The 20,789-nt window shown below is 33.5% G+C and carries 22 protein-coding genes; 9 read left to right on the top strand and 13 right to left on the bottom strand.

The genetic code is table 11. The features are described from left to right. Window positions 1-189: 189 nt before the first annotated feature. The 3 genes from mltA to asmA all read left to right on the top strand — a co-directional run bounded on the left by mltA (window position 190) and on the right by asmA (window position 3,843). Window positions 190-1,278: a murein transglycosylase A gene (gene mltA, locus GQ589_RS00680; RefSeq protein WP_160411150.1), complete on the top strand. Its 1,089-nt coding sequence runs from the start codon at window positions 190-192 to the stop codon at window positions 1,276-1,278. A 70-nt stretch (window positions 1,279-1,348) separates the two neighbouring features. Continuing rightward, window positions 1,349-1,930: a dCTP deaminase gene (gene dcd, locus GQ589_RS00675; protein ID WP_160411149.1), complete on the top strand. Its 582-nt coding sequence runs from the start codon at window positions 1,349-1,351 to the stop codon at window positions 1,928-1,930. A 32-nt stretch (window positions 1,931-1,962) separates the two neighbouring features. Next, window positions 1,963-3,843 carry an outer membrane assembly protein AsmA gene (gene asmA, locus GQ589_RS00670; RefSeq protein WP_160423922.1) on the top strand — a complete coding sequence of 627 codons (1,881 nt, stop codon included), beginning with the start codon at window positions 1,963-1,965 and terminating at the stop codon, window positions 3,841-3,843. A 53-nt stretch (window positions 3,844-3,896) separates the two neighbouring features. On the opposite strand, the gene hslU is transcribed toward asmA, so the two are convergent. From hslU to sucC, 11 genes are all read right to left on the bottom strand, one after another. Beyond that, window positions 3,897-5,225 (bottom strand): HslU--HslV peptidase ATPase subunit, encoded by a 1,329-nt coding sequence (gene hslU / locus GQ589_RS00665; protein ID WP_160400348.1) that lies wholly within the window; start codon window positions 5,223-5,225, stop codon window positions 3,897-3,899. 21 nt (window positions 5,226-5,246) lie between these two features. Further along, the gene (hslV, locus tag GQ589_RS00660) at window positions 5,247-5,774 is read right to left on the bottom strand and encodes an ATP-dependent protease subunit HslV (RefSeq protein WP_160400347.1); all 528 of its coding nucleotides are present in this window, start codon (window positions 5,772-5,774) and stop codon (window positions 5,247-5,249) included. A 153-nt stretch (window positions 5,775-5,927) separates the two neighbouring features. Further along, window positions 5,928-7,073 carry a cell envelope integrity protein TolA gene (gene tolA / locus GQ589_RS00655; RefSeq protein ID WP_160423920.1) on the bottom strand — a complete coding sequence of 382 codons (1,146 nt, stop codon included), beginning with the start codon at window positions 7,071-7,073 and terminating at the stop codon, window positions 5,928-5,930. Window positions 7,074-7,100: 27 nt separating this feature from the next. Continuing rightward, complete coding sequence (tolR, locus tag GQ589_RS00650; RefSeq protein ID WP_370519401.1) at window positions 7,101-7,529, bottom strand: colicin uptake protein TolR; 429 nt, start codon at window positions 7,527-7,529, stop codon at window positions 7,101-7,103. Further along, complete coding sequence (gene tolQ, locus GQ589_RS00645) at window positions 7,526-8,197, bottom strand: protein TolQ (protein ID WP_160400344.1); 672 nt, start codon at window positions 8,195-8,197, stop codon at window positions 7,526-7,528. Before tolQ ends, tolR begins: the two co-directional genes overlap by 4 nt. Continuing rightward, window positions 8,194-8,589, bottom strand: a complete 396-nt coding sequence (gene ybgC / locus GQ589_RS00640) for a tol-pal system-associated acyl-CoA thioesterase (RefSeq protein WP_160423915.1) — start codon at window positions 8,587-8,589, stop codon at window positions 8,194-8,196. The genes tolQ and ybgC overlap by 4 nt, the downstream gene beginning before the upstream one ends. A gap of 185 nt (window positions 8,590-8,774) precedes the next feature. After that, entirely contained in the window at window positions 8,775-8,885 is a 111-nt protein-coding gene (locus tag GQ589_RS00635; RefSeq protein ID WP_160411143.1) for a cytochrome bd oxidase small subunit, CydX/CbdX family, read from the bottom strand. Window positions 8,886-8,895: 10 nt separating this feature from the next. Next, complete coding sequence (gene cydB / locus GQ589_RS00630) at window positions 8,896-10,032, bottom strand: cytochrome d ubiquinol oxidase subunit II (protein ID WP_160423913.1); 1,137 nt, start codon at window positions 10,030-10,032, stop codon at window positions 8,896-8,898. Between the two features lie 20 nt (window positions 10,033-10,052). Then, entirely contained in the window at window positions 10,053-11,624 is a 1,572-nt protein-coding gene (locus GQ589_RS00625) for a cytochrome ubiquinol oxidase subunit I (protein ID WP_160400340.1), read from the bottom strand. A 99-nt stretch (window positions 11,625-11,723) separates the two neighbouring features. After that, window positions 11,724-12,596, bottom strand: coding sequence for a succinate--CoA ligase subunit alpha (gene sucD / locus GQ589_RS00620; RefSeq protein WP_160411140.1), 873 nt, complete (start codon window positions 12,594-12,596; stop codon window positions 11,724-11,726). A gap of 27 nt (window positions 12,597-12,623) precedes the next feature. Next, the gene (gene sucC, locus GQ589_RS00615) at window positions 12,624-13,793 is read right to left on the bottom strand and encodes an ADP-forming succinate--CoA ligase subunit beta (protein WP_160423911.1); all 1,170 of its coding nucleotides are present in this window, start codon (window positions 13,791-13,793) and stop codon (window positions 12,624-12,626) included. Window positions 13,794-13,970: 177 nt separating this feature from the next. On the opposite strand from sucC, the gene fldA reads away from it, so the two are divergent. The 5 genes from fldA to cls all read left to right on the top strand — a co-directional run bounded on the left by fldA (window position 13,971) and on the right by cls (window position 17,586). Then, window positions 13,971-14,483 carry a flavodoxin FldA gene (fldA, locus tag GQ589_RS00610; RefSeq protein ID WP_160400337.1) on the top strand — a complete coding sequence of 171 codons (513 nt, stop codon included), beginning with the start codon at window positions 13,971-13,973 and terminating at the stop codon, window positions 14,481-14,483. 78 nt (window positions 14,484-14,561) lie between these two features. Next, window positions 14,562-15,020, top strand: a complete 459-nt coding sequence (fur, locus tag GQ589_RS00605) for a ferric iron uptake transcriptional regulator (protein WP_160400336.1) — start codon at window positions 14,562-14,564, stop codon at window positions 15,018-15,020. A 69-nt stretch (window positions 15,021-15,089) separates the two neighbouring features. Next, the gene (locus GQ589_RS00600; RefSeq protein WP_160423909.1) at window positions 15,090-15,635 is read left to right on the top strand and encodes an inner membrane-spanning protein YciB; all 546 of its coding nucleotides are present in this window, start codon (window positions 15,090-15,092) and stop codon (window positions 15,633-15,635) included. Window positions 15,636-15,660: 25 nt separating this feature from the next. Next, the gene (gene yciA, locus GQ589_RS00595; protein WP_160400334.1) at window positions 15,661-16,116 is read left to right on the top strand and encodes an acyl-CoA thioester hydrolase YciA; all 456 of its coding nucleotides are present in this window, start codon (window positions 15,661-15,663) and stop codon (window positions 16,114-16,116) included. Between the two features lie 6 nt (window positions 16,117-16,122). After that, a complete protein-coding gene (gene cls / locus GQ589_RS00590; protein ID WP_160400333.1) occupies window positions 16,123-17,586 on the top strand; it encodes a cardiolipin synthase in 1,464 nt (487 codons plus the stop codon). Window positions 17,587-17,624: 38 nt separating this feature from the next. Here the strand turns inward: cls and cpdA are convergent, their stop codons facing one another. Then, window positions 17,625-18,455, bottom strand: a complete 831-nt coding sequence (gene cpdA, locus GQ589_RS00585; RefSeq protein ID WP_160423907.1) for a 3',5'-cyclic-AMP phosphodiesterase — start codon at window positions 18,453-18,455, stop codon at window positions 17,625-17,627. Between the two features lie 168 nt (window positions 18,456-18,623). Continuing rightward, window positions 18,624-19,253 (bottom strand): ADP-ribose diphosphatase, encoded by a 630-nt coding sequence (gene nudF / locus GQ589_RS00580; RefSeq protein WP_160423905.1) that lies wholly within the window; start codon window positions 19,251-19,253, stop codon window positions 18,624-18,626. Between the two features lie 138 nt (window positions 19,254-19,391). On the opposite strand from nudF, the gene tolC reads away from it, so the two are divergent. Further along, complete coding sequence (gene tolC / locus GQ589_RS00575) at window positions 19,392-20,738, top strand: outer membrane channel protein TolC (RefSeq protein WP_160423903.1); 1,347 nt, start codon at window positions 19,392-19,394, stop codon at window positions 20,736-20,738. The last annotated feature ends 51 nt before the right edge of the window (window positions 20,739-20,789 follow it).

Raw genomic sequence — 20,789 nt, 5'->3', positions numbered from 1 at the left:
TTTCCTTTTATTTTCACAATTTTTAGGTTTTCTAGGAATATAGGACTATAAAGTCTATAGAATAAAATCGCAAGCTGAATCGTTATGAAAAATTTTTATAATTACATTATATTTATTGCTAGTTTCTTATAATAGAATTGTGTAGCATAAATAACTATATTCCTTAATTTATTATGACTATTTACTCAAATGAAAGAAAACATTCGTTATTATCGTTTTTATTTTTTATGCATTTTATTTATTTTATTTGTTCTATTTTTTATACTAAAAAATTCAAATAAACCAACTAATCAAGGCCAACAATATAAAGATGGAGAACTATCTTTACCACTTAACAGAAATCATCCTCAATTAAATATCCCTGTCAATATATCAGACTACATTATCCAAATTGAAAAAATTAAATTATCATCCCCTGCATTATATCGTAAAAATGAGCATATTTATAAAGCGATAAATGAGTGGATTGAACGCTCTTTAAAAACTGATGAATTTTATAAAGTTGGACTTAATAGTTATGAAATGGCTGGACAAGATGGGTACGGTAATGTGCATTTAACTGGCTATTACACCCCTATAATCAAAGCAAGACATCAACCAACAGAAGAATTTAAATATCCGATTTACAAAATGCCAACTGATAATGGAGAACAATTACCAGATCGTGAACAAATTTATAATGGTTCATTAACTGGTCAAGGACTTGAAATAGCCTATAGCAACTCTTTAATGGATAACTTTACTATGGAGGTACAAGGTAGCGCTTATATTGATTTTGAAGATGGTTCACCTTTAGTTTTTTTCTGCTATGGAGGTAAAAATAATCATAGTTATTCAAGTATAGGAAGATTATTAGTTGAACAAGGTGAAATAAAAAAAGAAAATATATCTATGCAATCAATCAAGGATTGGGCCAAAAATCAAAACGAAGAACAACTTAAATCTTTACTAATTCAAAACCGCTCATTTATTTTTTTCAAACCACAACATAATGCTGAGGTAAAAGGCGCTGCTTCAGTACCTTTAGTTGCTAATGCTTCTATAGCCTCTGATAAATCATTAATACCAATTGGTTCAGTGGTATTAGTTGATGTTCCTCTTCTTGATGACAATGGAAAATACCACGGTAAGCGAGAAATCCGTTTAATGGTAGCACTTGATGTAGGAGGTGCAATTAAAGGACATCATTTTGACCTTTACCTCGGCATCGGAGAAAAACCGGGTAAATTAGCAGGATACTATAACCATTATGGGCGCGCATGGGTGATAAAACCTTAAACAACTAACATCGACGCAATCAAAAGAACCTGCTAAAATAAGGTTATATAAGCCCAATTAAGGATAACTCATGAGATTATGCGACCGAGATATCGAAGCGTATTTACGACATGGTAAATTAAAAATAACGCCACAACCTGCAACAAACTTTATTAATGGTGCAACCGTTGATGTTAGATTAGGTAACCAATTTAGAACTTTTCGAGAACATACCACTCCTTACATAGATTTAAGTGGACCTAAAGAAGAAGTCTCTGCAGTACTAGAACGGGTGATGAGTGAAGAAATGGTATTACCCGAAGGTGATGCCTTTTATCTTCATCCGGGTGAATTAGCATTGGCAGTAACATTAGAATCAGTTTCTATTCCTGACGATTTGGTCGGATGGTTGGATGGTCGTTCGTCACTTGCCAGACTTGGACTAATGGTCCACGTTACGGCTCATCGTATCGATCCTGGTTGGCAAGGACAAATCGTATTAGAATTTTACAATTCAGGAAAGATCCCACTAGCACTTAGACCAGGTATGACAATCGGAGCACTTAGTTTTGAAACATTAACAGGACCTTCTGCAAGACCATATAACAGAAGACAGGATGCAAAATATAAAGACCAACATGGAGCAGTCGCCAGTCGTATTGATAAAGACTAAACAGTTTATAACCTTAAAAAAGGAATATTAATATGATCAAAAAATTTTTGATTGCTCTATTTGCCTTAATCTTAATTATCTCAATAAGTATTATTTCGCTTATTGTCTTTGTAGATCCTAACAATTTTCGTGGATTTATTTCTAATACGGTAAAAGATAAAACAGGTTATGAATTATCTATTAATGGAGATTTACGCTGGCATATATGGCCACAAGTAAGCATTTTAACCGACTCAATAAAACTATCTGACGATGGTACTGAAAAACCCATTTTAATAGCAGATAATATGAGGCTAGATGTTGAATTATTACCACTTTTCTCAAAAAAGCTATCAGTTAAAAACATATTTATAAAATCAGCGGTTATTAACATTACCGATGAAAGTATAGGAACTATTACAAAAAATAAAATAAAGACACCATCCAATACTGCCACTAATGAAACAACTAATTCAAAAAATCAAAAAAAAACATCCAATTGGGAATTTAACCTAAATAAATTTGAAGTTGCCGATAGCACAGTAATGTTACAACATAATGATGAGCTTATTAATTTTAGAAAAATTAACCTATCACTAGAACAAAATAAAGATAAAAATATTTTCATTGATTTAAAAGGTAATATAGATAAAAACCAACAAAATATATCTTATCTAGCACACGCCTCTGTCGATTTGAATCAATTTCCAAAGCAAACAATAATCGATTTAAAAAAATTAGATTTTACTTATAAGGGCATCAGTAATTCGGAAAAAGAATTAAAAGGTAATATTACTGGTATATTCAACTACCAACAACTCCCAATGTTGCTAAAAAGCCAAAATTTATCATTTTCAATTAATGAAAATGATTTTACTGGAGATATAAGTGCGGATTTAACAAATAAACCATATATAGATTTACAATTAAATTCAAATAAAATAGATCTGACTTCCTTTTTAGAGATAAATGAGAAATCCGATAAAAAAGCAACGACCCAACAAACTTCACCTGTAGTATCAAATATCAAAAAAAATGATAATGAATTAAGCTTTCTAAATACTTTTAACGCCAAAGCTAGATTAAGTATTAAACAATTGAATGCCAACAAAATAATATTAAACAATGTTGATATTGCTCTAACAAATAATGATGGTATTGCAACAATTAAAAATGTTAATTTTGATTTTGCTAAAGGACATGTAGCAGTAACAGGTATTGCGAATGGCAAACAAAAAAGTACGCTAATAAAGCTTAATACCAAAATAACAAATATTGATTTAACCACATTTTTTAGCCAAATAAATATCACAAATGATTTAGAAGGCTTATTTAATGCTACGGGGAATATAGAAAGTAATAGTTTATCAAGCTCCAAATTATTAACTAACTTACGCGGAAATCTAGAGATTGCTGTCACAGATGCTAGACTTAAAAACATTAATATTCAAAGCATTATACAAAATGCAGTAGCTCAATATTCAAAAGATATTATGACACCTGAAAACCAAGAGAAATACACCAAATTTCATAAAATTTTAGCAAATGCCAACTTAAAACAAGGTAATTTAGAATTTACTACATTAAATGCTAATTCAGAAACACTTGATGTCATTGATGGTTCAGGAAGAGTTGGAATATTAAAACAAGACTTAGATATTAATTTAAACTTAAAAATGCTTGGAGGCTGGAATGGTAAAAGTAAAACAATTGGAAAGTTACAAAAATTAACAATACCTCTACGTATTTATGGTCAATTTGCTAATCTTCATTATCAAATCAATATTGGTAAATTAGTTTCCGATGTACTTAGTGATAAATTGCAAGAACATTTAAATAAACTCCGTGACAAATTAGAAAATCATGACTCCAGAAATAATTCAAAATCAAAAACAAAAGCAACCGATATCTTGGGAGAATTACTAAGAAAATAGCAATAAAAAAGGTGAATTAAACTCACCTTTTTTATATCAAAATTAAAACTACCTTATAAAATGAACTTGCTTAAATCTTCATCTGCTACAAGTTTGTCTAGATGATCACTTACATATTTAGCATCAATAGTGATAGTATTTCCATCAAGTTCACTAGCTTCAAATGAAATTTCTTCCATCAAACGTTCCAATACAGTATGCAGCCTACGAGCACCAATATTTTCATTTTGTTCATTTACTTGCCATGCTGATTCCGCTATTTTTCGAATACCATCAGGAGTAAAATCAATATTTACACCTTCTGTTGCCATTAATGCTTTATATTGAACAGTAAGAGAAGCATTTGGCTCAGTTAAAATACGTTCAAAATCTTCACTTGTTAGAGCTTGTAATTCAACCCTAATTGGCAATCTACCTTGTAATTCAGGAATCAAATCTGATGGATTTGCTGTTTGGAAAGCACCTGATGCAATAAACAAGATATGATCTGTTTTAACCGATCCATGTTTAGTCGATACAGTACACCCTTCAACTAATGGTAAAAGATCTCTTTGTACTCCTTCACGTGAAACATCAGGACCCGATGAATTACCGCGCTTGCAAACTTTATCTATCTCATCAATGAAAACTATGCCATTTTGCTCAACTGCTTCAATAGCTGCATGTTTGAGATCATCAGGATTAACTAATTTAGCTGCTTCTTCTTCAATGAGTTGTTTAAACGCATCTTTAATCTTCATTTTACGTGATTTGGTTTTTTGCCCACCTAAATTCTGAAACATTGACTGTAATTGATTTGTCATCTCTTCCATACCTGGAGGAGCCATAATTTCAACACCGATATTAACACCAGCTATCTCAATTTCTATCTCTTTATCATCAAGAGAACCTTCACGTAGTTTTTTACGAAAAGCTTGTCTTGCTGTTGAATCATTATTATTTTCAATTTGTCCCCAACCATCCTTAGCCGGTGCTACAAGCACATCCAAAATACGATCTTCAGCTAATTCTTCTGCTCGATTACGATTGCGTTCAATAGCTTCTTGGCGAATCATTTTTACCGCAGAATCAGTTAAATCACGAATAATTGAATCGACTTCTTTTCCTACATAACCAACTTCAGTGAATTTAGTCGCTTCAACTTTAATAAATGGTGCATGAGCTAATTTTGCTAAACGTCTTGCAATTTCAGTTTTACCAACCCCCGTTGGTCCAATCATAAGTATATTTTTAGGTGTAACTTCATGGCGTAATGTTTCATCAAGTTGCATACGACGCCAGCGATTACGTAATGCAATGGCCACAGAACGTTTTGCTTTATCTTGCCCTATGATATGTTGGTTTAATTCGCTTACAATTTCGCGAGGAGTCATTTCAGACATAATAATATTCTCTTTGTTCAATTAATAGTTGAGTTCTTCAATAGTTTGAAAGTTGTTGGTATATACACAAATATCACCAGCAATTGACAACGATTTTTGTACAATATCGTGAGCAGAAAGTGAGGTATTATCTAGCAGAGCACGAGCCGCCGCTTGAGCATAAGGACCGCCAGAACCAATAGCAATTAAATCATCTTCTGGTTGTATAACGTCACCAGTACCTGTAATAATAAGTGATGCACTTTCGTCAGCAACAGCCAATAAAGCTTCTAGTTTACGTAACATTCTATCTGTTCGCCAATCTTTAGCTAATTCAACGGCAGCTTTAGTTAAATGCCCTTGGTGCATTTCTAATTTTCGCTCAAATAGCTCAAATAGAGTGAAAGCATCGGCAGTACCACCAGCAAATCCTGCAATCACTTTGTTATTATATAAACGACGAACTTTACGGGCATTACCTTTCATAATAATACGTTCGCCCAACGTGACTTGACCATCACCACCAATAACGACTTGCCCTTTACGACGGACACTGACAATTGTTGTCATGTTCTGTTCCTTTTTTAACTTAAATAATTTGATTCAGAATGGATAGACGATATATTGGGATGATTAATATAAATTCAATATTTTTATTAGAGAATATTGATAATTTATTGCAAAAAATTAGAAACTTTAGAAACATCGTGTCTGCATATAAAATTATTTCGGTTGAAAATCAATTTTCATTATTTTTACTTGATCATAAAATGTACTTGTAGGTTTTGGAATTACAGCTTGTTTAGTAGCAGAAAGTGCTTCTCGACATAATGCTTCATCACCACCTTTCGCAGTAACATCGAGTAATAAACCATCAGGTGCTATTTGAATTTCTAATACACAATTACGACCACTATATAATTTGTTGGGATTAATAAATTTATTACTAATAGCATTTTGAACCAAAGACTTATATTTATCAAGTTCTCCATCTGAAACGCCTTTACGGCTAGCCGATCCACCAGACGGACTAGGAGTACCAGATGTCAACCCACCTAACAAGTTATCGAGTTCTTTATCTTTTTTAGCTTGTGCGGCTTTTCTTGCTTTTTCGGCAGCAGCTTTATCCGCCGCAGCCTTTTCTGCAGCAGCTTTTTCAGCGGCTTGCTTTTTTGCTTGATCTTCCTTTTGCTTAATTAGCTCTTCTTGTTTACGCTGATTTTCAATTTTTTGTTTTTCAACAAGTTCTCGCTCAGCTCTTGCTTTAGCCTCTTGTTCAGCTTTTTGTTTTGCTAGTTCTTCTTGCTTACGTTGATTTTCTTCACGCTGTTTATCTAATAATTCTCGCTCTGCTTTTAATTTAGCTTCTTGTTCAGCTTTCTGTTTTACAAATTCAGCCTGCTCTTGTTCTAAGCGCTGTTTTTCAGCCTCCCTTTTCTGATATTCTAATTGTTCTTTAGCTTTTCGCTCCTCTTCTTCTTTTTGCCTTGCTATCTGTGCAGCTTTCGCTGCTTCAGCTTCTTTTCTCTGCAATTCCTCTACTTTTATGCGCTCTCTTTCTAATTCTTTAAGTCGTTGTTGCTGAGCCAGTTGTTGCTCTTGTAGCTCACGAGCCTGATTATCTATTTGTTGCTGTCTTTTTCGTTCAGCTTCTTTTTGACTAATTTGGGTTTTTAATTGCCTTTGATACTGTTCGGTCATGACCGAAGAATCAACCATAATAGCATCTATAGAATTACCATTAGCGTTACCATAGTTAGTATCATTAGAATGCATAGCTTTATAACCCAAAACAGCCAATAAAATTGCATGTAATATAATGGATATTATAATAGCTATACTTAATTTTGAATTTGGTTTATAAGACATTGCTGACATCTTGCTATATTATATTATTTAAATTGGTTGAGTCATTAATCCTACAGACTTAACACCGGCAGATTGTAATAAATTCAACGCTTTTATAATTTCTTCATATGGAACATCTTTAGCACCACCAACTAAAAAAACAGCTTTTTCGTTAAGAATCATCTGTTGCTTAACTTCTGCAATAATGTGTTCTTGTGGTAAATTACTTTGACGATCTTGATCAATAATCAACGTATATATACCTACACCAGAAACTTCAATAATAATCGGTTTATTTTCAGAAGGCGAAACCGTTTTAGACTCCGATGCTTCAGGCAAATCAACTTCAACACTTTGACTAATAATTGGAGCTGTTGCCATAAAAATAAGCACTAATACCAAAAGCACATCAAGTAAAGGTACTATATTGATTTCAGATTTAATTGAAAAACGTGATGAACGTCTGCTCATAATTATTTCCTAACAGCAACAGCTTGACGTTGTAAAATTGCTGAAAATTCATCAATAAAGTTAAGGTAGCTTTGTTCAATTCGACTCACTCTTAATGATAAACGATTATAAGCAAGTACCGCTGGAATAGCAGCAAATAAACCAATAGCTGTTGCAATCAATGCTTCAGCAATACCTGGAGCAACCAATTTTAATGTGGCTTGTTTAGCTTCACCCAAAGAAATAAATGCATGCATAATTCCCCAAACAGTCCCAAACAAACCAATATATGGACTAATGGATCCCACCGTGCCCAAAAAAGGAATATGTAATTCTAGGTTATCAAGCTCACGATTCATCGCTAAACGCATAGAACGCAATGATCCATCTAAAGCTGACTCAGCCATATTAGGGTTAATTTGATACAGTCTTGAAAATTCTTTAAAACCTGAATAGAAAATATGTTCTGTACCACTAATTTCTTCTTTATGAAATTTTGCTTTATCAAATAACACATTTAAATCATCAGCTGTCCAAAAATTATTATCAAATTGCTCAATTTGTTTTTTAGCTTTACCTAAAATTTTAGTTCTTTGAAATATAATAGCCCATGACATAATAGAAAAAGTAAGCAGCAGCAACATGACAGCTTGAACTAACAAACCTGCTTGCAAAAACAGATCAATAATATTCATATAAACTCCAAAACTAGTAACTTAGGAAGCCCACATGGCTTCATTTTCGTAATATTTACACAAGCAATAAGGACATCAGCTGTACTAATAACTTGGTTATTTTGATTAAAAATAGTCTGCTTAAAAACAATAGATGCCTTGCGAACTTGCCCAATGCAAGTCTCAATAGACAACATATCATCTAAACGAGCTGGAAAATGGTAACCAATATCCATCTTTTTTACCACAAAAGCAATACCTTCTAGCAATAACATTTGCTGGTTAATATTAAACTGTCTTAGTATTTCTGTCCTTGCTCGTTCATAAAAAGCAAGATAACGTGCATGATAAACTACACCACCAGCATCTGTATCTTCATAATAAACTCTTGCATTCCAATTGAATTTTTTCATATCAAAATCGCACTAACTATAGTTGATTACATTATATCTAAATATAAAATTTGCTGCATTATGATATAAAAAAAAACAAATGAAAACAATTATCATTACAATTTATGATTAATATCTTTTGCAACAACTAAAAAGGCGACTTTTCGTCACCTTTTTATTACTTTTCTATTATTCTATAACAAATACTACTTGTTATTAGATTCTTTTTCATTACTATCGCGTTCAACCCATAAACCAGTTACAGCAGATAACATACATGCCGCAATCAGTCCTATAAACCATAAAACGTAATACATAATATCTTCCTTAATAAAGTGAATGCTTATTATTTTCGATATGATTTTTGTCTAACCGTCCAAACATTTTGATATATGACCAAATGGTATAAAAAAGAACAATAGGCAAAAATATAAGAACGACAATAAACATAATATTAAGTGTTAATTGACTTGATGATGCGTCCCATATTGTCAAACTTGCGTTCGGCATAATGCTTGATGGCATAATAAATGGGAAAGTTGCAATACCATAGGTAAATAAAACACATGCAATTGTTAATATAGATGAAACAAAAACTAATGCATTTTTATTTAAACCAGAAAAAAGAATAGTCAACAGTGGTAACACAATCCCCAAAGCAGGCACTATCCATAAAATAGGGTAATTCATATAATTAGTTAACCATGATGCATCAGTAGACACAGTTTTATTTAACGGTTGTGATGCTGCATCATAATCGATGATACTAGTAATTTCATAACCATGAATACCAAATGCAACCCAAACTCCCGCTAAAACGAAAGCAATTAACATAATTAAGCTAGCGATTTGTGTAGCCTTTCTGGCTCTTAAATAAAGTTCACCTGATGTTTTCATTTGTAACCATGCGCCACCATGAGCAACAAATAACATTAAGCTAACAACACCAGTCAACAACGCAAAAGGGTTAAGCAAACCAAAGAAGTTACCCTCATAGAACACGCGATAAGAGTTATCAAATCGGAATGGAACACCTTCTAATAAATTACCAAAAGCAACACCAAAAACCAATGCTGGCACAAAGCTACCAACAAAAATACCAGTATCCCATAAATTACGCCATTTTGAATTTTCTAATTTACTGCGATAATCAAAACCAATTGGTCGAAAAAACAGCGCACAAAGCACTAAAATCATTGCAATATAAAAGCCAGAAAACGAGGCTGCATATGCCATAGGCCAAGCAGCGAATATTCCCGCACCAGCAGTAATTAACCAAACTTGGTTACCATCCCAATGGGGAGCAATTGCGTTTATCATAATTCGACGTTCAGTGTCAGTTTTACCAATAAACGGTAATAAGATACCCACGCCCATATCAAAACCATCAGTGACAACAAAACCGATTAAAACAACACTAATCAGCACCCACCAGATGACACGTACAATTTCGTAATCAATCATTGTATATACTCCCCTATGCTTTATTCTGATATTGGTTGTGTTTTTTCATAATAATAGTTGCCTGTACCTAAAGAGCTTGGACCTAAACGAGCAAACTTAAACATCAAGAACATTTCTGCAACCAAGAACAAAGTATAAAGCCCACAAATAAGCACCATAGTAAATAATACTTCACCTGGAGTTAAGGAAGAATTTGCTACGCCTGTTGGTAAAATATCTTGAATTGCCCATGGTTGACGGCCATATTCAGCCACAAACCAACCACATTCACAGGCTAACCATGGTAAAGGTAAAAATAGAATCAATAAACGGCATAACCAACGTTTTTCGCCGATTTTATTTTTATAGGTAGTCCATAAAGCGATACCTGTTCCCAAAATCATTAACAAACCAAAACCGACCATGCCTCTAAAAGCCCAAAATAATGGCCAAACAGCAGGAATTGAATCCTCTGTTGCTGCTTTGATATGTTCTTCCTTTGCTTGAGGGATAGTCAAATTATCCCGATCAGTGAAACGTTTGACTAAATAACCATAACCTAAATCAGATTTATTGTCTTCAAACGTTTTAAGAACTATTGGATCTTGACTTCCTTGCTGAATTTTTTCCAAATTCGTATAAGCTAAAATACCATTACGAATTCTAGTTTCATTATTTTTTAATATATCTTTTAATCCGATTACTTGAGTATCAAATGAACGAGTGGTCATTATACCCATTGCATAAGGAATCTCTATTGCAAATAAATTTTCTTTATTTTTTTGTGATGGAAAAGCAATAACATTAAATGATGCTGGCGCAGGTTGAGTTTCCCACTCAGCTTCAATGGCAGCAAGCTTAGCTGGTTGAACCGTTGTCATTTCGTGCCCTGCTTCATCCCCCATAATGGCAACAGCAATTGACATGATAAAACCAAATGTAGCTGCCACAGCAAAGGAACGTTTTGCAAATCCAATATCTCGTTTTTTTAGTAGATAATAAGAACTAATACTTAATACAAAAATCGCACCAGTTAAATAACCTGCTGCTACAGTATGAACAAATTTATATTGAGCAACTGAGTTAGTAATTAACTCGAAAAAATTGGCCATTTCCATACGTGAATTGATAGGGTTAAACTCAGAACCCACCGGAAACTGCATCCAACCATTAGCAACTAATATCCAAAGTGCTGAGAGATTAGAACCAAATGCAACACACCAAGTCACCATTAAATGTTTACCGCGACTCAATCTATCCCAACCAAAAAAGAATAAACCAACCATTGTTGATTCAAGGAAGAAAGCCATTAAACCTTCAATCGCTAATGGTGCACCAAAAATATCACCCACATAGTGTGAATAATAAGACCAGTTAGTGCCAAATTGAAACTCCATGGTTAAACCAGTTGCTACACCTACGGCAAAGTTAATACCAAACAATTTGCCCCAAAACTTCGTCATATCTTTCCAGACTTGCTTACCACTAACAACATATACGGTTTCCATAATTGCTAGCATAAACGCTAAACCTAGCGTTAATGGAACAAAAATAAAATGATACATTGCAGTAAGTGCAAACTGGAGGCGTGAAAGTTCTACTATATCTAACATAAGCGCTCCCTAATCCTTAAATGCTCACAAAATTTTACGTTATTGACTGCTATTATACACTGATAATTACAGAATAAAAATTGATGTACATCAAAAAATCTATATCTTAATTTGTTTGTTCACAGCATCGCCGATATCGGTAAGACTTTTTACAACTGTAATGCCTGCAGATTGCAATACTTTAGATTTTTCAGCCGCTGTCCCCTTATTTCCTGAAATAATTGCACCAGCATGTCCCATACGTTTCCCTGATGGAGCAGAAACACCTGCAATATAAGCTACAACGGGTTTAGTTACGTGTTTTTTAACGTATTCAGCTGCCTCTTCTTCGGCACTACCACCAATTTCACCAATCATAACAATGATTTCAGTTTTAGGATCTTGTTCAAGTAATGCTAAAATAGAAATAAAATCACTACCAGGAATAGGGTCACCGCCAATACCAACACACACAGATTGCCCCAAACCAATATCCGTTGTTTGTTTAACCGCTTCATAAGTTAATGTACCAGAGCGAGAAACAATCCCCACTTTCCCTGCTAGGTGAATATGTCCAGGCATAATACCTATTTTACATTCATCAGGAACAATAATACCGGGGCAATTTGGTCCGATCATAACAACATCATTTTGTTGTAGTTTTTCTTTAACAACAAGCATATCTAAAGTTGGAATACCCTCAGTAATACAAACAATTAATTTAATACCTGCATCAATCGCTTCTAAAATAGAATCTTTACCAAATGCTGCTGGTACATAAATAACGCTTGCCGTCGCCCCTGTTACATCAACAGCCTCTTTAACAGTGTTAAAAACTGGCAAACCTAAATGTGTTGAACCGCCTTTACCCGGTGTCACCCCACCGACTAACTTAGTACCATAATCAAGCGCTTGCTGTGAATGAAAAGTACCTTGACTACCGGTAAACCCTTGGCAAATAACTTTGGTTTCTTTATTAACTAAAATTGACATAATAACTATTCTCCATGCGTCCTATTATTAAGCAACAGCAACGATTTTTTGGGCCGCATCTATTAAACTTTCAGCAGTAATAATATTTAATTTACTTTTAGCGAGAATTTCTCTAGCAAGTACAGCGTTATTACCTTCAAGACGAACAACAACAGGAACAGTAAGACCAATTTCCTTAATTGCACTAATAATACCATCAGCAATTAAATCACAACGAACAATACCACCAAAAATATTAACCAAAATTGCTTTCACATTTTTGTCAGATAATATCAATTTAAATGCCTCTGCAACGCGTTCTTTCGTTGTGCCTCCACCGACATCCAAAAAGTTAGCTGGCTCACCGCCATGCAGTTTAATAATATCCATAGTTGCCATCGCAAGACCTGCACCATTAACCATACAACCAATATTGCCATTTAATGATACATAGCTAATACCTTGTTTTGCAGCGATTGATTCACGCTCATCTTCTTGCGTTGTATCTCTTAAAACATTTAAGTTAGGATGTCTAAAAATAGCATTATCATCTAAAACCACTTTTGCATCTAAACAAATAAGTTCATCTGAATCAGTAATTACTAAAGGATTAACTTCGGCTAATGAAACATCATTTTCTAAAAAAAGCTTTGCAAAATTGACAAAAAGCTTTGTAAATTGGTTCACTAATTTACCTGTCAGTCCCAATTTGAATGCAAGTTCTCGAGCTTGAAAAGCACAAGGTCCAGTTAAAGGATCAAGCGAGGTTTTATAAATTAAATGTGGCGATTTTTCAGCAACACTTTCAATGTCAACACCACCTTCTGTTGAAGCCATAATTACAACACGCTTAGAGCTACGATCAACCACTGCCCCCAAATACAATTCATTATGAATATTAGACGCTTTTTCAATTAAAATTTTGTTAACTGGTTGGCCTTTATCGGTTGTTTGATAAGTAACTAAATATTGCCCCAACCATTTTTCAGCAAACTGCTTTATCTCACTATAATTTTGAGTACAAATAACGCCACCGGCTTTACCTCGCCCTCCTGCATGAACCTGACATTTAGCCACCCAAGTACCTAAATCTTTCTGTGAAGATAATTCAGCTAAGATATCTTGTACTTCACCAATTGAGTTACAAACATATCCTTCTGGTATGGGTAAATTATATTGTTTAAAAAGACATTTAGATTGATATTCATGCAAGTTCATAAACGAATTCCACAGCCTAAGTTAACATAAAATAGACAACAATTTTAATTCAACATAAATAAATTGTATAGCAAATAATAACTTATGTTTAGCGTAAGTTAGGATTATTGCTGATAGTTAGTGACAATGATATACTTCTAAAAATATCTTAATATCGTAAATAGTAAAGGTAAAAATATGAAACAAGTTGGTATCTTTTTTGGTAGTGACACAGGTAATACAGAAAATGTAGCAAAACAAATCCAACTAGCTTTGGGTAATGACAAAGCTGACATTTTTGACATAGCCAAAACAACTAAAGAAGACATTGAGCAATATGATTATCTATTTTTTGGAATTCCAACTTGGTACTATGGTGAATCGCAAGCCGACTGGGATGATTTTTTTCCAAATTTAGAAAAAGTTGACTTTAACGGTAAAGTGGTAGCTATTTTTGGTTGTGGCGATCAAGAAGATTACGCCGAATATTTCTGTGATGCTATGGGTACACTTCGTGATATTATCGAACCTAAAGGTGCAAAAATCGTTGGGCACTGGTCAACTGAAGGCTATAGTTTTGAAGCATCAAAAAGCTTGGTTGACGACACTCACTTTATTGGTTTAGCGATTGACGAAGATCGCCAACCAGAGTTAACTGAAGAACGCATCAACAATTGGGTTAATCAAGTCAAAATAGAAATGAAAATTTAATCTATTAAAACGATTTCTTTTATTTACCATATATAGTTTCTATAATGGTTAAATATTTATAACTTAACGGGAAGTAATATGACTAATCACGATAATGATAATAATGCAGCTCTGAAAAGCGCTGGTTTAAAGGTTACGTTACCACGATTGAAGATTTTAGAATTATTACGAGATCCTTCATGCCAACATATCACAGTAGAAGATCTTTATAAAAAACTACTTGATATGGGTGAAGAAATTGGGCTTGCAACCGTCTATCGTGTTTTGAACCAGTTTGATGATGCTGGAATTGTCACTCGCCATAACTTCGAAGGTGGCAAGGCAGTTTTTGAACTAGCGACACAACAACATCACGATCATTTAATTTGCTTGGATTGTGGCGAAGTGTTTGAGTTTCGCGATGATATTATCAATGCTAGACAAAAAGAAATCGCAGAACAATATGGTGTTAAGTTAACTTATCACAGCTTATACCTTTATGGGCATTGCCAATCTGGTAATTGTAAAGCGCATCCTGAACTTCATCACAAAAAATAAGCCTATTCCAATAGGCTTTTTGCTTATTTAAAATATGACAACTTACCTTTTTACTAGGTTAATACTTAAATGAAACAGCTTTTAAACTTTATTCCTCTTGTATTCTTTTTTATTTTTTTAACAATGTACGACGTCTTTGTGGGCGTTCAAGCATTAATGATCGCAGCAACAGTATGCTTTCTTCTTATTCTTATTTTATATAGAAAAATAGATAAAATAGAGTTAATTTCTTATCTGATGATCATGGTTTTTGGTGGATTCACACTTTATATGCGTGACCCTAATATAATCAAATGGAAAGTAACTATTATTAATTTCTTATTTGCTATGGCGTTATTAGTTAGCCAATTTATTTTCAAAAAAAACCTACTTCAAAAAATGCTCAGTAAAGAAATACAACTAGATATAAATATTTGGAATAAACTAAATTTATTATGGGTCGTTTTCTTTATATTATGTGGCACAATTAGTTTAGGTGCGACCTATTACACTACAGATAATTTTTTCTGGATATTTAAAGTATTTATTTTACCTGGCGCATCGTTACTATTGTCTTTAATATCAGGTATCTACATCTATAAAAATATGAATAAAGATATAGACAATAAACAATAATATAGTACAAATGGAGTATTTTAGCATGACACAAAATATAGCCCCTAAGGGACAACTAGTCCTAAGAACTCTGGCTATGCCTGCAGACACCAATCCCCATGGACATATTTTTGGCGGGTGGATCATGTCTCAAATGGATCTTGCTGGTGGTATTTTATCAAAAGAGATCGCTAGAAATCGAGTTGTAACAGTTAATGCTAGTAGTATTACATTTTACAAACCAGCAATGGTAGGGGATGTTGTTTGTTGTTACGCACAATGCATTAAAACAGGAAAAACATCTATCACCATTGGTATTGAGGTTTGGGTAAAAAAAGTCATTGATACATTTGATACTACAGAACGTTTTTGCATAACCGATGCTGTATTTACTTATGTTTCAGTTGATAAGCATAATAACCCCAAACCATTACCAGAAGTTTTTCAAAATTATGATTGCACTAAAGATCCGCTTACTAAATTAAACTTAACTAATAATTAACTAAGTATGCAATTTACCACATTTCATGCTTTAATTAGCACGTTGATCTTTTTTGTTTATTGGTTGATCATTGTTTCAACAACATTACGGATCGTCTTCAAACGAAGACCAACAACTTATGTCATTGCATGGATGTTAGTTATTTATATCTTACCACTTGTCGGAGTGTTCCTTTATTTTGCCCTAGGAGAGGCTCACTTAGGACAACAACGCGTTAAACGGGCGCAAAAAATGCGTCCAACTATTTCAAAGTTTATTAATCGTCTAAGTGAATTTTCTGATATTTTTACCAGTAATGTTAGTCAAGTAAGTAAACCAATTTTTCAACTTTGCAAACACCAAACAGGTCTTGATGGAATTAATGGTAATCACATCGAACTACTAAGCGAAACTAACGAAATTTTTGACCGTTTAATTGACGATATAAATAAAGCAACATCAAATATCGAAATGGTATTTTATATCTGGAATGAAGGTGGTCGTGCTGATGATGTTGAACAAGCACTAATACAAGCAACTAAGCGAGGTGTAACTTGTCGATTAATGGTTGATTCTGCAGGTAGCAGACATTTTATAAAAACTGATGCGAATAAAAGAATGCGTGATGCAGGAATTATCATTGTTGAAGCTTTACAAGTAAACTTACTTCGATTTATGTTTAGACGACTGGACTTACGCCAACACCGAAAAGTAGCCATCATCGACAATTATATATCCTATACTGGCAGTATGAATATAGTTGATCCTCGCTTTTTTAAACAAAATAAACATGTTGGTGAATGGGTTGATATTATGGTCAGAATGAATGGCCCTATAACAACGTTAATGAGTGCCATATACGCCAGTGATTGGGAACTAGAAACAGGCAAACATTTAACTCTACCCAAAATAACCGACTTCGCCGAACCACCAGAGGATAAAAAACACATAATGCAATTAATAGCATCTGGCCCAGGTTATATGGAAAACATGATTCATCAAGTGTTATTAACAGCAATCTATTCAGCACAAGACCAAATTATTTTTACAACACCTTATTTAGTACCTAGCGATGATATTTTACATGCTGTCTGTACCGCAGCTCAAAGGGGAGTAGAAGTCATCATCATCATCCCCAAAAAAAATGACTCACTAATGGTAAAATGGGCAAGCCGAGCATTTTTTTCCGAATTATTAAATGGTGGTGTAAAACTCTATCAATTCAATGATAACCTATTACACACAAAAAGCGTTCTAATCGATAACCAGCTAAGTCTTGTTGGTACTGTTAATTTAGATATGCGTAGCTTATGGCTTAATTTTGAAATCACAACAGTGATTGATGACATAGAATTCGCTAAATCGTTAGCATTGCTCTTAAAAAAATATTTATCTAACTCAGATAAAGTAAAAACTGAAGAATGGAACCAACGCCCAATTTGGCAACGAGTTGTTGAACGGCTGTTTTACTTTTTTGCACCATTACTATAATTTTTATTTAGTTCTTCAAGCATCCCCTTTATTATTTATTAATAACCATTCTGAGAAATATCTGGTAAAAACTGATTGTTTGTTAATCTATAAACATCACTCTCGATAGAACCATCTGCATTAAGTTTAATTTCTCTCCAACCGGGAGCATCGTCACTTGATAATTGAAAATCATAGCATTCAGGTTTAAATTGAAAACAAGTTGAAGGCGTTGAAAAAGCATTACAATGATGCCAAATATAATCCTGTTTTTGATGAATGTGGCCCCAACCAATTCCCTTTATATTAGGATGTTGTTGAATCATCTGCTCTAATTGTCCACTATTTTTCAAAATATGCTGATCTAACCAATGGCAGCCAGAACTAATTGGATGATGATGTAAAAAAGCTAACACATATCTAGAAGAGTATTTAGTTAAAGCATTTTGTAAAAACTCAAGTTCAGATTCTGGTAAAAAACCATAAGCCTGCCCCACAACTTGGCTATTTAATAAAACAATTAACCATTTGCTTCCTAGTTGAACTATTTTATTATCGGCAAGTTGATAGTTATCAAATACATCTTGCATATAAGCATAATTATCATGGTTACCAGCCAACCATACACAAGGCGTATTAAACTTATTTATTTGCTTAGCAAAACGGGCATAAGCTTTTTTAGAACCGTCCTGAACAAAATCGCCACTCGCTACAATCAAATCAAACTTCTTGTTACTACGTTCAATTTCATTAATAACTGATAAAAAGCTAGCATTAGAATGAACTCCCAACAACGAGCTATCATCATCTGAAAAAAGATGAGTATCAGTTATATGTAATATTCTACCGTAATTTCTATTCCGAATTGGAAGTTTTAAAAATGACTCCAAAATTTACCCCAATTATTTATCAATCTATAATTATGGTTAATAATGTCAGCAACAAAATAAACATTGTGACTGGAAACATAATTTTTATTATAAATCCTAGTGTTATATTAAAGTGTAAAATAGATCACACTTTTATGAAAGAAATAATTAAATCTAATCATTAAAAAATTATTTCCACTCTTTTTTTAATGACTCATGATTAAGCTCTAACCATTGAAGTGCAATAATAGATGCAGCATTATTAATAATTCCATCTTCTACCCATTGATAAGCTTGAGATCGGCTTACAACATGAACTTTAATATCTTCGTTTTCTTCAGCTAGGCCGTGAATACCTGTAGCGGTTGATGAATCAACTTCACCCACCAAAATATGCAGTCGTTCAGTCAAACCGCCTGGTGATGCCAAATAACTGATTATAGGTTTACATCTACCTACAGTGACTCCGGCTTCCTCCATAGCTTCACGCCTTGCTACATCTTCATATGACTCATTTTCATGATCCATCATACCGGCAATAAGTTCTAGCATCCATGGACTATCTTGAGTTTCAATAGCGGCAATTCGAATTTGTTCAATTAATACAACGTCATCACGTTTAGCATCATAAGCTAAAAGTACAACCGCATGACCACGTTCCAAAATTTCACGAGCTACAACTTCGCTCATTGAACCATCAAATTTACGATATTGAAAACGATATTCAAATAAAGAAAAAAAACCTTTATACAAAACTTTCTTAGTCAAATTAACCACATCGTTTTTATCAAAACGAACTGGATTACCTTTAATTTTCATATAAAATCCCAAATTTAAATTGAATTTGAATAAAAAGTGCGAATAGACATAAACTATGCTTACTATATGTTAATTATCTGCTAAAATTATACCATTAAAAATACTACTATATTTTAATGATTTTTAAAGAGAAGATTGATGAAAAAAACTTTAACCTTTTTAGTTGGCTTAATGTTAAGCCAATCTGTCTTTGCTGAAAATTTAATACAAGTTTATGAACAGGCAAAAGAAACTAATCCAGATCTACGCAGTTCATTAGCTGAAAAAAACAAAGCATATGCAGCAATTTCTGGTTCTCGAGCGAGCTTGCTACCACAGATTGGTTTGAGCGCTTCTTATGGTGTTAATCATGGTCGACGTGATAACAGTGGTATAAAATCTAAAAGCGGCAACTTATACCAAATCACAGTATCACAAAGCATTTTTAATTTCTCAAATTGGAAAGCCTTAGATATTACTAAAAAGCAAGCAAGTATTGCCGATATTGCCTATCAATACCAAGGTCAAACATTAATCTTAAATACTTCTGTTGCTTATTTTAATGTGTTAAAATCGCTTGATGCATTAAGCTTTATTGATGCACAGAAAAAAGCAATTGCGCGCCAATTAGAACAAATCAGTCAAAAATTCCAAGTTGGATTAGCAACAATTGAAGACGTACAAAATGCAAAAGCTAATCATGACCTAACTGTCGCGCAACAAGTAAACGCATTAAATGAGTTAAACAATGCAATCGAAAATTTACGTCAAGTAAGTGGCCGTTTTTATTCAAGTTTGGCAAGTATTAACAGTAATACATTTAAAACTGAATCCCCGACACAAATCAATACTTTATTAAAACAATCTGAAACGTCTAATCTTAATTTATTAACAATGAGGTTAAATCAAGACATAGCGCGTGAACAAATCAAACTCTCACAATCAGGTCATTTACCAACAGCAAGTTTAGATGCATCGACAAATTTAAATAAAACTGATAGATATGGTAACAACATAGCACCTGGTGCACATGGTGGCAAATCTTATTCAGGGAATAACTATGTTGGCGTCAGTGTAAACCTACCAATCTTTTCAGGTGGTGCAACAATGTCTAAAGTTGAACAAGCCCAACAAAACTATGTAAGTTTCAGCGAAAAACTAGAAAGTACTAATCGTAGTGTTATTAATCAAGTCCGTTCATCATATAATAATATTTCATCATCCATTAGTGCAATCAAAGCTTATCAACAAGCAGTTATTTCTGCACAAAGTTCATTAGAATCAACAAACGCTGGTTATCTAGCAGGAACGCGAACAATCGTTGACGTATTAAATGCTACAACACAACTATACAGTTCAAAACAGCGCTTATCTGATGCGAAATATAATTACTTAACTAGTCTACTACAACTTAAATATGCTGTTGGCACATTAACTGCAGACGATTTAGTCTATCTAAACAATATGTTAGGAAAAGAAGTTAGCACTTTAGTAACTATAAAATAATTATCGTATTAGTTATATAATAAAAAAGGCGAAATAATCGCCTTTTTTATT

It is taken from the genome of Gilliamella sp. Pas-s27, assembly GCF_009795865.1.
Lineage (GTDB): Bacteria > Pseudomonadota > Gammaproteobacteria > Enterobacterales > Orbaceae > Gilliamella.
The sequence above is the reverse complement of the archived record's forward strand: the minus strand, read 5'-3'. Positions and strand labels throughout refer to the sequence as shown.

Excerpts from the sequence above, each read along its gene's own strand:
- mltA (WP_160411150.1), top strand. The coding sequence starts at position 190 with ATGAAAGAAAACATTCGTTATTATCGTTTTTATTTTTTATGCATTTTA.
- dcd (WP_160411149.1), top strand. The coding sequence starts at position 1,349 with ATGAGATTATGCGACCGAGATATCGAAGCGTATTTACGACATGGTAAA.
- asmA (WP_160423922.1), top strand. The coding sequence starts at position 1,963 with ATGATCAAAAAATTTTTGATTGCTCTATTTGCCTTAATCTTAATTATC.
- hslU (WP_160400348.1), bottom strand. The coding sequence starts at position 5,225 with ATGTCTGAAATGACTCCTCGCGAAATTGTAAGCGAATTAAACCAACAT.
- hslV (WP_160400347.1), bottom strand. The coding sequence starts at position 5,774 with ATGACAACAATTGTCAGTGTCCGTCGTAAAGGGCAAGTCGTTATTGGT.
- tolA (WP_160423920.1), bottom strand. The coding sequence starts at position 7,073 with ATGTCTTATAAACCAAATTCAAAATTAAGTATAGCTATTATAATATCC.
- tolQ (WP_160400344.1), bottom strand. The coding sequence starts at position 8,197 with ATGAATATTATTGATCTGTTTTTGCAAGCAGGTTTGTTAGTTCAAGCT.
- ybgC (WP_160423915.1), bottom strand. The coding sequence starts at position 8,589 with ATGAAAAAATTCAATTGGAATGCAAGAGTTTATTATGAAGATACAGAT.
- GQ589_RS00635 (WP_160411143.1), bottom strand. The coding sequence starts at position 8,885 with ATGTATTACGTTTTATGGTTTATAGGACTGATTGCGGCATGTATGTTA.
- cydB (WP_160423913.1), bottom strand. The coding sequence starts at position 10,032 with ATGATTGATTACGAAATTGTACGTGTCATCTGGTGGGTGCTGATTAGT.
- GQ589_RS00625 (WP_160400340.1), bottom strand. The coding sequence starts at position 11,624 with ATGTTAGATATAGTAGAACTTTCACGCCTCCAGTTTGCACTTACTGCA.
- sucD (WP_160411140.1), bottom strand. The coding sequence starts at position 12,596 with ATGTCAATTTTAGTTAATAAAGAAACCAAAGTTATTTGCCAAGGGTTT.
- sucC (WP_160423911.1), bottom strand. The coding sequence starts at position 13,793 with ATGAACTTGCATGAATATCAATCTAAATGTCTTTTTAAACAATATAAT.
- fldA (WP_160400337.1), top strand. The coding sequence starts at position 13,971 with ATGAAACAAGTTGGTATCTTTTTTGGTAGTGACACAGGTAATACAGAA.
- fur (WP_160400336.1), top strand. The coding sequence starts at position 14,562 with ATGACTAATCACGATAATGATAATAATGCAGCTCTGAAAAGCGCTGGT.
- GQ589_RS00600 (WP_160423909.1), top strand. The coding sequence starts at position 15,090 with ATGAAACAGCTTTTAAACTTTATTCCTCTTGTATTCTTTTTTATTTTT.
- yciA (WP_160400334.1), top strand. The coding sequence starts at position 15,661 with ATGACACAAAATATAGCCCCTAAGGGACAACTAGTCCTAAGAACTCTG.
- cls (WP_160400333.1), top strand. The coding sequence starts at position 16,123 with ATGCAATTTACCACATTTCATGCTTTAATTAGCACGTTGATCTTTTTT.
- nudF (WP_160423905.1), bottom strand. The coding sequence starts at position 19,253 with ATGAAAATTAAAGGTAATCCAGTTCGTTTTGATAAAAACGATGTGGTT.
- tolC (WP_160423903.1), top strand. The coding sequence starts at position 19,392 with ATGAAAAAAACTTTAACCTTTTTAGTTGGCTTAATGTTAAGCCAATCT.